Source organism: Pseudomonas sp. PA1(2017), assembly GCF_001945375.1.
GTDB lineage: Bacteria > Pseudomonadota > Gammaproteobacteria > Pseudomonadales > Pseudomonadaceae > Aquipseudomonas.
In genome coordinates this window covers 440422-451976 of the sequence record NZ_MSXU01000001.1, presented here as the reverse complement: position 1 = coordinate 451976, position 11555 = coordinate 440422, and the positions used below count along the sequence as shown (strand labels likewise).

General features: G+C 64.3%; 10 protein-coding genes, 1 tRNA gene and 1 pseudogene. 7 read left to right on the top strand and 5 right to left on the bottom strand.

The features are described from left to right. Positions 1-218: 218 nt before the first annotated feature. From BVH01_RS24895 to BVH01_RS02005, 7 genes and pseudogenes are all read left to right on the top strand, one after another. Positions 219-338, top strand: a pseudogene (locus BVH01_RS24895) (NAD(P)/FAD-dependent oxidoreductase); the annotation flags it as partial. Positions 339-404: 66 nt separating this feature from the next. Further along, complete coding sequence (locus BVH01_RS02030; protein ID WP_075928730.1) at positions 405-2636, top strand: AsmA family protein; 2232 nt, start codon at positions 405-407, stop codon at positions 2634-2636. Next, positions 2633-3700, top strand: a complete 1068-nt coding sequence (gene mutY, locus BVH01_RS02025; protein ID WP_075928729.1) for an A/G-specific adenine glycosylase — start codon at positions 2633-2635, stop codon at positions 3698-3700. Before BVH01_RS02030 ends, mutY begins: the two co-directional genes overlap by 4 nt. After that, positions 3697-3969: an oxidative damage protection protein gene (locus BVH01_RS02020; RefSeq protein WP_074881610.1), complete on the top strand. Its 273-nt coding sequence runs from the start codon at positions 3697-3699 to the stop codon at positions 3967-3969. Before mutY ends, BVH01_RS02020 begins: the two co-directional genes overlap by 4 nt. 90 nt (positions 3970-4059) lie before the next feature. After that, a tRNA-Phe gene (locus tag BVH01_RS02015) sits at positions 4060-4135 on the top strand. 115 nt (positions 4136-4250) lie between these two features. Further along, on the top strand, positions 4251-4571 hold the full coding sequence (locus BVH01_RS02010; RefSeq protein WP_075928728.1) for a hypothetical protein: 321 nt from the start codon (positions 4251-4253) through the stop codon (positions 4569-4571). A gap of 109 nt (positions 4572-4680) precedes the next feature. Further along, the gene (locus BVH01_RS02005; protein WP_075928727.1) at positions 4681-4866 is read left to right on the top strand and encodes a hypothetical protein; all 186 of its coding nucleotides are present in this window, start codon (positions 4681-4683) and stop codon (positions 4864-4866) included. Between the two features lie 79 nt (positions 4867-4945). Here BVH01_RS02005 and BVH01_RS02000 read toward each other — a convergent pair whose 3' ends face one another. Genes BVH01_RS02000 through BVH01_RS01980 form a run of 5 tightly spaced genes read right to left on the bottom strand, consistent with a single transcriptional unit; the run spans position 4946 to position 11447 of the window. Continuing rightward, positions 4946-5320 carry a response regulator gene (locus BVH01_RS02000; protein WP_075928726.1) on the bottom strand — a complete coding sequence of 125 codons (375 nt, stop codon included), beginning with the start codon at positions 5318-5320 and terminating at the stop codon, positions 4946-4948. A 56-nt stretch (positions 5321-5376) separates the two neighbouring features. Then, on the bottom strand, positions 5377-6579 hold the full coding sequence (locus BVH01_RS01995) for a hybrid sensor histidine kinase/response regulator (RefSeq protein ID WP_075928725.1): 1203 nt from the start codon (positions 6577-6579) through the stop codon (positions 5377-5379). Beyond that, entirely contained in the window at positions 6573-7160 is a 588-nt protein-coding gene (locus BVH01_RS01990) for a chemotaxis protein CheB (protein WP_075928724.1), read from the bottom strand. Before BVH01_RS01990 ends, BVH01_RS01995 begins: the two co-directional genes overlap by 7 nt. After that, positions 7157-7975 carry a protein-glutamate O-methyltransferase CheR gene (locus BVH01_RS01985; RefSeq protein ID WP_075928723.1) on the bottom strand — a complete coding sequence of 273 codons (819 nt, stop codon included), beginning with the start codon at positions 7973-7975 and terminating at the stop codon, positions 7157-7159. Before BVH01_RS01985 ends, BVH01_RS01990 begins: the two co-directional genes overlap by 4 nt. Position 7976: 1 nt before the next feature. Then, a complete protein-coding gene (locus BVH01_RS01980; protein WP_075928722.1) occupies positions 7977-11447 on the bottom strand; it encodes a response regulator in 3471 nt (1156 codons plus the stop codon). Positions 11448-11555: the final 108 nt, after the last annotated feature.

Below are 11555 nucleotides of genomic sequence, written 5' to 3'. Positions count from 1 at the left end.
GCGGACGGCTAGTCCATTCCCTGCGTCCTGCGCCTAACCGGAGGCCATTTCTCGCGGCAACGCGGCTCGCGCTGAAACAGGAACAGACCCTAGCGACTGGCCATGACGATTGCGTTGCGCTGGGCTGAACAGCCAGGGCACAGAAACACCATGGGCAGCCTCGACACCCTGATCATCGGTGCCGCCGCAACGGGGCCTACCGCCAAGGCGCGCAAGAATTTGTGCTGCAAACCGCCGCCGATCATGGTCTACCAGGACTGGTGAATCCGTTCGGCGTCGAATCACCAAGGCTGACAGCCAGCCCGGCCATCGTCGAACGCGTTGCCCGAAGCCTTTAACCGTGGGTGCGCCGTGGGCGTTATACTCGCGGATTCCAACTTCTCGTCACTGCATAGGACTCGTCCATGAAAGCGCTCGGCAAAATCCTGGGTCTGTTCTTCCTCGGACTACTGCTGATCATCGTGGCGTTGGGCTTTGCCCTGACTCACCTGTTCGACCCCAACAATTACAAGGATGAAATCCGCCAACTGGCGCGGGACAAGGCCAACCTCGAGCTGACGCTCAACGGCGATATCGGCTGGAGCCTGTTCCCCTGGCTGGGCCTGGAACTGACCGACGCCACCCTGGCCAGCGCCAGCACGCCGGACAAGCCGTTCGCCAACCTGCGCCTGCTCGGCCTGTCGGTGCGCGTGTTGCCGCTGCTGCGCAAGGAAGTGCAGATGAGCGACATCCGCGTCGACGGCCTGAACCTCGACCTGCAGCGCGACGAAAACGGCCACGGCAACTGGGAAGACGTCGGCCGCCCGGCCGCCAAACCAGGCGAAACGCCGGCCGAGCAGACTGCCGGCAATGATGCACCGCAGTCGCCAGGCGAGCCCGCCCAGGAAAGCCCAGGCCAGCCGATCAAACTGGATATCGACAGCCTGATCGTCAATGGCGCCCGGGTGGACTACCGCGACGCTCAGAAGGGCCAGCAATTCAGCGCCGAGAGCATTCAGCTCACCACCGGCGCGATCCGCGAAGGCGCCGGCGTGCCGATCAAGCTCAGCGCCTTCTTCGGCAGCAACAAGCCGGTGATGCGCGCGCGCACCGAGCTGCAGGGCGAGCTGCGCTTCGACCGCGTCCTGAAGCGCTACCAGCTCGAGGATGCACGCCTGTCCGGCGAGGCGTCCGGCGAGCCGTTCAATGGCCAGACGCTCACCTATGCGGCCCAGGGCCAGCTGCTGGTCGACCTGGCGGCGCAGGTCGCCGAATGGAACGGCCTGAAATTGTCGGCCAACCAACTGCGCGCCCTCGGCGAAGTGAAAGTGCGTGACCTGCAGAGCGAGCCAAAGCTGTCCGGTGGCCTGTCCGTGGCGCCGGTCAACCTGCGTGAATTCCTCGCCAGCCTTGGCCAGAAGCTGCCGCCGATGAGCGACGAAAAAACCCTGTCGCAATTCGAGCTGGTCACCCAACTGGGGGGTACAGCCAACAGCCTTTCGCTGGACGAGCTGACCCTCAAGCTCGACGACAGCACCTTCACCGGTAAGCTCGCCGTGGCCGACTTCGCCAAGCAGGCACTGCGCGTGCAGCTCAAAGGCGACAAGCTCGACCTCGACCGCTACCTGCCGCCCGCCGTCAAGGACAAGAAAGACGCCGACTCAGCGCGCAAGGCCGAGGTGCGTGAAACCGTCGCCAATGCCGGCCAGGCCGGCACCACCCCCGTGCCCAATGCACCGACCCAGCAGGCCTGGAGTTCCAGCGAAGTGCTGCCGATCCTGGCCCTGCGCAAGCTCGACCTGCAGACCAACCTGACCCTTGAGCAGATGACCCTGCAAAAGCAGGCGCTCAGCAATGTCAGCTTCAAAGCTCGCACCCAGGGCGGCGCACTGAACCTGGAAGAGTTGCGCGGCAACCTCGGCAACGGCAGTTTCGCCATCAAGGCCGACGCCGACGTGCGCCCCGCCGTGCCGGTACTCAGCCTGCACACTCAACTGAGCGGCATTCCGGTGGGGCCGTTCCTCAAGGACGAACAGCGCCCCTCGCCGCTCAAAGGCCTGCTCGACCTGAACAGCGACCTGACCACCAGCGGCAACAGCCAGAAAGCCTGGGTCGACGCCCTCAACGGCACCGCCAGCTTCATGCTCAAGGACGGCGTGCTGGTCGACGCCAATCTGGAGCAGCAACTGTGCCGCGGCATCTCCACACTCAACCGCAAGCAGTTGAGCGGCGAGCCGCGCAGCAAGGACACGCCCTTCGAGCGCCTGCAAGGCAGCCTGAGCATCCGCAACGGCGTAGCCAGCAACCCCGACCTGCAGGCCCGCATTCCCGGCCTGAGCGTGGCCGGCAATGGTGACGTCGACCTGCGCGTGCTGGGCCTGGACTACCGCGTCGGCATCACCATCGAAGGCGACCAGCGCGAGATGCCGGATCCAGCCTGCGAGGTCAACCGTCGCTACGTCGGCATCGCCTGGCCACTGCACTGCCGCGGCCCGCTGGAGCTGGGCGCCAAGGCCTGCCGCCTGGATCAGGAAGGCATGGGCAAGGTGGCCGCCAAGCTGGCCGGCGATCGCATCAACGAAAAGCTCGAAGAAAAGCTCGGCGACAAGGTCAGCCCGGAACTGAAAGACGCACTCAAGGGCCTGTTCAACCGATGACCCCCGAGCAATTCTCCAGCGCCGTGTTGCGCTGGTACGACGTGCATGGCCGCAAGGATCTGCCCTGGCAGCAGGGCATCACGCCCTACCGCGTGTGGGTCTCGGAGATCATGCTGCAGCAGACTCAGGTCAGCACCGTGCTCGGCTACTTCGACCGCTTCATGACGGCGTTGCCGACCGTACGCGACCTGGCCGAAGCGCCGGAAGACGAAGTGCTGCACCTGTGGACTGGCCTGGGGTATTACACCCGCGCCCGCAACCTGCAGAAGACCGCGCAGATCATCATGGCCGAGCACGGCGGCGAATTCCCGCGCAGCGTAGAAGCCCTTACCGAACTGCCCGGCATCGGCCGCTCGACGGCAGGCGCCATCGCCAGCCTGAGCATGGGCCTGCGCGCGCCGATTCTCGACGGCAACGTCAAACGCGTGCTGGCGCGCTTCGTTGCCCAGGAAGGCTATCCCGGCGAGCCCAAGGTAGCCAAGCAGTTGTGGGCCGTGGCCGAGCGTTTTCTGCCCGAGGAACGCGTCAACCATTACACCCAGGCGATGATGGACCTGGGCGCCACGCTCTGCACGCGCAGCAAACCCACCTGCCTACTCTGCCCGGTGCAGAGTGGCTGCGAAGCGCACCTGCTCGGCCTGGAGATCCGCTACCCGGTGGCCAAGCCGCGCAAGGAACTGCCGCAGAAGCGCACCCTGATGCCGATGCTGGTCAGCCGTGACGGCGCCGTGCTGCTTTACAGGCGGCCTTCCACCGGTCTCTGGGGCGGCTTGTGGAGCCTGCCGGAACTCGACGATCTCGAAGCCCTGCACGTGCTTGCCGCACAGCACCAGCTACGTCTGGGCGAGCGCCGCCAGCTCGATGAAATCACCCATACCTTCAGCCACTTCCAGCTGGCCATCGACCCCTGGCTGATCGAGGTCGACGGCGTACCCGGCTACGTGGCCGAGGCCGACTGGCTCTGGTATAACCTCGCCACCCCGCCGCGCCTGGGCCTCGCCGCCCCGGTCAAGAAGCTGCTCAAACGCGCGGCCGACGCACTGCATACAGGAGAAATGGCATGACCCGCACCGTGATGTGCCGCAAGCACAAACAGCAACTCCCCGGCCTCGACCGCGCGCCCTACCCTGGCGCCAAGGGTGAAGACATCTTCCAGAACGTCTCCAAGCAAGCCTGGGACGAATGGCAGAAGCACCAGACCCTGCTGATCAACGAGCGTCGCCTGAACATGATGAACGCCGAAGACCGCAAATTCCTCCAGGCCGAGATGGACAAGTTCCTCTCCGGCGAGGATTACGCCCAGGCCGAAGGCTACGTGCCGCCCAGCGAATAAGCGGCCTGAGACGTAAGCGCCCGGAATATTTAAATATTTTCCAAAAAAGGTTTGACACCCCAAGGCTAAAACCGTTTAATACGCGCCGTTGCCCAGGTAGCTCAGTCGGTAGAGCAGGGGATTGAAAATCCCCGTGTCGGCGGTTCGATTCCGTCCCTGGGCACCACCTTCTACTCAGGTGGTGCATGCACCATCCGAGAATTAAAGAACCGGCCTAGCGCCGGTTTTTTAATGCCTGAGATTTACCCCCTCCCTGGCGCTTCAAGGCTGGAGCCGCGCGCATGAGCATTCGTCTGATCGGATTGTTGGTGCTCCTGCTGACGCTGCCAATGCTCGGCAACGCCGCCAACACGCCCTGCTCGGGCAGCAAGGGCGGTATCGCCCGCTGCGATGGCCCGCTGTTTCTCTGTAACGACGGGTCGATCAGCGGCAGCAAGCGCAATTGCAGCGCCGAGCACCGCGGCGCAGGCAGCACGACACTGCGAGCCATCGGCAACGTCGCCAGCGACTGCCCTTGCGGCAGCGGAACGCTCTGCACCGGCCCGCGCGGCGGGCAGTACTGCATGACCAGCAGTGGCACCAAGAGCTACAAACGCAAATAGACGAGCCCACCTCCGCCTGGCGGATACGCTGAACGCACGCCCCTGCCCGGCGATCCACATGATATCGCCCGCACCGACTACAGCGGGCCTCATGCAGCGGGAGCCAGCCATGCACGTCGATATCGCCCTGAACGCCGCCAACGACCCGAAACAGCCGCCGACAGAGCCACACGAGACGCCGATCAACGATCCGGGTAATGAAGATCCTGGCTCCATCGTCGATGACCCGGATAGCCCTTTCAGCCCGCAGCGGCCTATCGAAGAACCGGGAAAGCCTGCGCCAGAGAAGCGCTGAATTGGCGAGTTCGCGGGCATGAACCAGACGTTCCGGCTCGCCCCTCATCAGGTAAGCGCGACCGGCTGTCTCCCTCGCCTCAATCGAGCAAATGGTCGATCTGCGTGCTCAGGGTTTCCAGCGTGAAAGGCTTGCTCAGCAGCGGCGCGGAGTCGAGCAGCGCGCTGCCGGTCTCGCGCACTTCGGCTGGGTGGCCGCTGATGAAGATTACCTTGAGATCCGGGCGCAGCAGCAATGCCGGCTCGGCGATGCGCACGCCGGAAACGCCGCCGGGCAGACGGAAGTCGGTGATCAGCAGATCCAGGTGCGGCTTGGTGGCGAGGATGGCGAAGGCATCGGCGGCGCAGTCGGCCTGTAGCACGTGGTAGCCCTCGCCCTGCAGGTATTCGGCCAGCAGCATGAGCAGCAGCGGATCGTCCTCGACGATCAGTACGGTTCGTTTCACATCGCTCATTGCCTTGCTCCTGCCTGTTTCTGCACCTTCGCTTCGACCCTTGCCATGCCCCGAGTTCAACCTATCTCTACGCGCTTGCCGCGCGGCAGCCAGACGCTGAACAGCGAGCCCTGCCCCAGGCTGCTCTGCACCTCGATACGCCCGCCATGAGCCTTGACGATCTGGTCGGAGATGAACAGCCCCAGGCCCAGCCCAGCCACCGATTCGCTACCAACCGCGCGCTCGAACTGCTGGAAGATGCGGTGCTGGTTTTCCAGGGAAATACCGATGCCGTGATCACGCACCTCGACGCGCACACCGCCCTCGTCAGCGCGGGCACGCACTTCGATAGGCCGCCCGGCGCCATAACGCAGGGCGTTGCTGAGCAGGTTGCTGATCACCTGCTCGATGCGGAACTGGTCCCAGCTGCCGTGCAGCACTTCGGTGCTGTTGAGCTGCAGGTCGCAGCCGGCCACGGCCATCTGCTGGGCGAAGTTCTCGGCGACGTTGCGCACCGTCTGCGCCAGGTCGAACTCCACCGGGCGGATCGACAGCTTGCCGGTGCGAATGCGCGACACGTCGAGCATGTCCTCGATGAGGCGGATCAGGCTGTGGATCTGTCGTTCGTCGCGGTCGAACATGGCGCCGAGCTTGTCTTCGCTGAACGCGGTGAGGTTGCCCTTGGCCAGGTGCATCTTGCGCAGCTGGGTGTCGAGGATCAGCCCGTTGAGCGGCGTGCGCAGCTCGTGGGAGACGATGGACATGAAGTCGTCGCGCATGCGCACAGCATGCTGCAGCTCGCCCTGGGTCGAACGCAGCTCGGCGAGCAGCGCATCCTGCTCCTGGCGCGAACGCTCGAGTGCTTCGAGCTGCTGGGCCATGACCTTGCGCTGGCGGTACAGATCGACGAACACCGCCACCTTGCTCTGCACCGCCTGGATATCCAGCGGCTTGTAGAGAAAGTCCACGGCGCCGCTCTCGTAGCCCTTGAACGCGTAGTTCATCTCGCGCCCGGCGGCGCTGACGAAGACGATGGGGATGTGCTTGGTCTTTTCCGTGCCACGCATCAGCTCGGCCAGCTCGAAGCCGTTCATGCCGGGCATCTGCACATCGAGAATGGCCAGGGCGAACTCGTGCTCGAGCAACAGCACCAGTGCATCATCGGCGCATTGCGCCTTGAACACCTCGCGATCATCGCGGCGGATCAATGCCTCCAGCGCCAGCAGGTTCTCCGGCAGGTCATCGACGATCAACAGTTTGCATCCGGTGCTACTCAACATGGGCGTGAGTCCAGTTCGGCTAGCAATGCGAGAACGCCTCGCAAAGGAAGAATGTAATCGGGTTGGTGCAGCGCCAGAGCCGCTTCGGGCATGGTCGGAACCTGCGCCTCTTGCGGATCCTGCACCACGGTCACTCCGCCCCGCTGTTTTATTGTGTACAGCCCGGCGGCGCCATCCTGGTTGGCACCGGTCAGCAATATGCCCATCAACTGCTTGCCGTAGGCATCGGCAGCCGACTCGAACAGATAATCGATCGACGGCCGAGAAAAATGCAGAGGCTCTTCGCGGCTATAGGAAAAGCTGCGATCGGCCTCGATGCACAGGTGATAGCCCGGCGCCGCGAAGTACAGCGTGCCGGCCTGCAGCGCTTCCTTGTCCTGCGCTTCCTTGACGCGCAGTTTCAGGCGGCGGGCGAACAGGTCCGCCAACAGGCTCGGGCGCCCTTCCGGCAAATGCAACACCACCACCAGCGGTAAACCATAGTCGGCTGGCAAGCCTTCGAACAGGCTCAGCAGGGCCTCCACGCCACCGGCCGAAGCGCCGACCACCACCGCATCGAGCTTGCGAAGTGGCGCGTTCATAACTTGCGAAACACCCGTTCCTGCCGGTTCACCGCCTCGAAACGCCCGGCGTAGGCCGAGAAATCCAGGCTTTCCTTGCTGCCCAGCCCCAGGAAGGCGCGGTGTCCGAGGGATTCGTGGAACAGCCCGAAGGCGCGATCCTGCAGGGTCTTGTTGAAGTAGATCAGCACATTGCGGCAGGAAATGAACTGGGTCTCCGAGAATACGCTGTCGGTGGCCAGGCTGTGGTCGGCGAAGGTCACGTTGGCGCACAGGAAGCGCTCGAACAGCGCCCCGTCATAGGCTGCCGTGTAGTAATCGGACAGCGAGCCCTTGCCGCCGGCGCGCTGATAGTTCTCGCTGTACAGGCGCATGTTGTCGATGGGAAAGATGCCGCGTTTGGCCTTGTCCAGCGAGTGCGGATTGATGTCCGTCGCGTAGATGATCGAGCGCTCCAGCAAGCCCTCTTCGTGCAGCAGGATGGCCAGGGAATAGACCTCCTCGCCCGTGCTGCAGCCGGCCACCCAGAGCTTGAGCGACGGGTAGGTGCGCAGGAACGGCACCACCTCCTGGCGCAGCGCCAGGAAGTAGCTGGGGTCGCGGAACATCTCGCTGACCGGAATGGTGAGGAACTGCAGCAGCTTCATGAACGCCGTGGAGTCGTGGATGATCCGCGCCTGCAGCTCGGAGATGCTCGCACAGTCGAACTGGCCCATGGCGTGCACGATCCGGCGCTTCAGAGAAGAACCGGAGTAGTCGCGAAAATCGTAGCTGTACTGCAGGTAGATCGCCTCGATCAGCAGACGCAGCTCGATATCCTGCGTACGGTCGGACATGTCAGATGCGCTCCAGCTTCGGCAGCCACACGCGGATCAGCGAGAACAGCCGATCCAGGTCGATGGGCTTGGCCAGGTAATCGTTGGCGCCGGCCTTCATGCACAGGTCCTGGTCGTCCTTCATGGCCTTGGCGGTCACCGCGATGATCGGCAGCTTGCGCCAGCGCGGGTTCTCGCGGATGCGCCGGGTGGCTTCGTAGCCGTCCATCTCGGGCATCATCACGTCCATCAGCACCAGGTCGATGTCGCCCACCGCCTCGAGCTTCTCGATGGCTTCACGGCCGTTGCGCGCGACCTCGACCTGAGCGCCCTTGTGCTCAAGGGCGCTGGTGAGGGCGAAGATGTTGCGCACGTCGTCATCGACCAGCAGCAGGCGCCTTCCTTCGAACACGCGGTCGCGGCTGCGCGCGGTCTTGAGCATGCTCTGCCGCTCGCTGGACAACTCCGACTCGACCATGTGCAGGAACAGCGTCACCTCATCGAGCAAACGCTCCGGCGAGCGCGCGCCCTTGATGATGATCGAGCGCGAGTACTTGAGCAGCTCCGCTTCCTCGGCGCGGGTCAGGTTGCGGCCGGTGTAGACGATCACCGGCGGGAAGGAACGGATCTCCTCGCTGCCCATGCGCGCCAGCAGTTCGTCGCCCTGCATGTCCGGTAGTTTCAGGTCGATGATCATGCAGTCGAAGATGTGGTGGCGCAGCTGCTCCAGCGCCTGTTCGCCGAACTCGACGGCGACGATCTCGATGTCGTCGTCGCCGATCAGCCGGGCGATGCTGTCGCGCTGCAGCTTGTCGTCCTCGACCACCAGCACGCGGCGCATCTTCTGGGTCAGGCGCGCTTCGAGCTTGCTGAACACGCCCTTGAGCTGATCACGGGTCGCCGGCTTATGGGCATAACCCACGGCGCCCATGTGCAGGGCGGCCTCGGCCATGTCCTCGACGGAAATCACGTGCACCGGAATGTGCCGGGTGCCGGGGTTCTCCTTGAGGCGCTGCAGCACCGACAGCCCGGAAACGTCGGGAAGGCGCATGTCCAGCAGGATCGCATCGGGGTGATGGGTGGTCGCCAGGTCCAGGCCGTCCTGAGCGCTATGGGCCACCAGGCAGCGGTAGTCCAGCTCGTGGGCGAGGTCATAGAGAATGTGGGCGAACTGCGGCTCGTCCTCGATCACCAGCACGCTGCGGCCACCGAGCACCGACATGCCGCGGTCGTCCGGGAAGGTCGGCACCACGGGCGCGGCTTCTTGCGGCACCGGTGCCTTGACGATGGGCGGCGCCACGCTGCGCACCACTCCGGCGGTTTCGACGACGGACAGCAGGCTCTCTTCCTCGCTCGGCGAGTAGGTCAGCGGCAGCACCAGGGTGAACACGCTGCCCTCGCCCGGCGTGCTGGTGACGCTGATCGAGCCGCCGAGCAGCGCCGCCAGGTCGCGGGAAATCGACAGGCCCAGGCCGGTGCCGCCGAAGCGCCGGTTGGTGGTGCCGTCGGCCTGGCGGAACGCCTCGAAGATATAGTCCTGCTGTTCCTTGGCGATGCCGATGCCGCTGTCGCGCACGGCGAAGGCCACGCCGTCGTCGACCCGACTGACGCTCAGGCTGACCTGGCCCTGCTCGGTGAACTTGATGGCGTTGGACAGCAGGTTCTTGAGGATCTGCTCGACGCGCAGGCGGTCGGTGTACAGCGAACGCGGCACGTCGTCGGCGACCTCGACGCTGAAGCCCAGCTGCTTCTCGCCGGCCACCGGCTGGAAAGTGCTATCCAGGCTCTGGGCAAGGCGCACCACGTTGGCGTTCTCCGGGCGCAGGTCGAGCTTGCCGGCCTCGACCTTGGAAATGTCGAGGATGTCGTTGATCAGGTTGAGCAGGTCATTGCCGGCCGAATAGATGGAATCGGCGAACTTCACCTGCTCGGCATCCAGGTTGCCCTTGGGGTTGTCGGCCAGCAGCTTGGCGAGGATCAGCGAACTGTTGAGCGGCGTGCGCAGCTCGTGAGACATGTTGGCGAGGAATTCCGACTTGTAGCGGCTGGCACGCTGCAGCTCCTCGGCGCGTTCCTCGAGCTGCTGCTGGGCATCGCGCAGGGCGTTGTTGCGGTCGTCCAGGGCATCGCGCTGCATCGACAGCTGCTCGTTGCTCTGTTCCAGCTCGGCCTGCTGGGTTTCCAGATGCGCCTGGGATTCCTTGAGCGCCCGCGACTGCTCCTCGAGCTCCTCGTTGGCGGTCTTCAGCTCCTCCTGCTGAACCTGCAGCTCTTCGTTGAGCTGCTGGGTCTCGGCAAGAATTTCCTGCAGGCGATGACGGTAGCGAGCCGCCTCGACCGAGGCGCCGATATTCGACGCCACCTGCTGGAGAAACTCGCCGTCACGCTCGCTCAACGGGCGCAGGAAGCCCAGCTCAACCACGCCATTGACGTCGCCGTCGTTACTGATCGGCAGCAGGGCCACCGTCAGCGGGTCGCCATGGCCCAGGCCGGAGCTGACCTTGAGGTAATCGACCGGCAGCTCGTCGAGGATCAGCAGGCGGCGATCATGGGCTACCTGGCCGACCAGGCCTTCGGAGCTGTAGAACGACTGTTCGGTGTTTTCCAGCTCACGGGAGAAGCCGTAGGTGGCGACGCGGCGGAGGTTGCCGTGCTCCTCACGCACGTACAGCGCGCCGACCGCCGCACCGAGATGGCTGGCAAGAAACTCCAGGCTGTTGCGCCCCAGCACCGGCAGGGCCTGCTGGCCAATCAGCCGCTCGGCCATCTGGGTCTGGCCGTTGCGCAGCCAGGCCTGGGCCTGCAGGCGCTCGTTGTGCTCGTCCTGCTTCCTGAGGATGGCGCCGTAGGTATCCGTCAGGCGCATCAGCTCACGCCGCCCGAAAATCGCCAGGCCGGCACTGAACACCAGGGTGAACAGCAGGAACAGAGCGATGGTGAGCGTGGCGGTGTTGCTGGCCGCGTCGTTGCGCTCCTTGCGCAGCCGCTGTTCCTGGGCAATGAAGTCCGCGAACTCGGCGCGGATGGCATCGGTCAGTTGCTTGCCCCGGCCGTCGCGCACCGGGTCCAGGAAATTGCCACCGTCGCGCTTGGCGGCAATGGCGCTCTGCGCGAAGGCGGTCCACTCGTCCTGCAGCGCTGCGATGGTGCGCAGGCGATCGACCTGCGTGGGGTTGTCGCCCACCAGTTCGCCGAGAATCTCCATCTCGGCGCGAATGCGCGGCTTGGCGACTTCATAGGGCTGCAGGAAACGCACGTCGCCGGACAGCAGGTAACCACGGAAACCGGTTTCCTGGTCGATAGACAGCTTCAGCGCTTCGCTGGCGTTGTTCAGCACCCGGTCGGTGTGCTGCACCCAACCGAGCACGTTGAGCAGGTAAGCGATCAGCGTCACGAAGAAGATTGCGCTGATGACCCCCACGCCAAGCGGCAAGGCGACGTTGCGCCTGAGAATACGCTTGAAGCTGTTCTCGTCGATCGAACTGTTGGTCATCGCAGATCCCTGGCTGTGTTGCAGCAGATGGTTATAGGTATGGTTATCGTGGCGGACGGCGGATGGTAATGCGCCGCCCGGGGTTAATCCAACGATCAGCACTCAGTC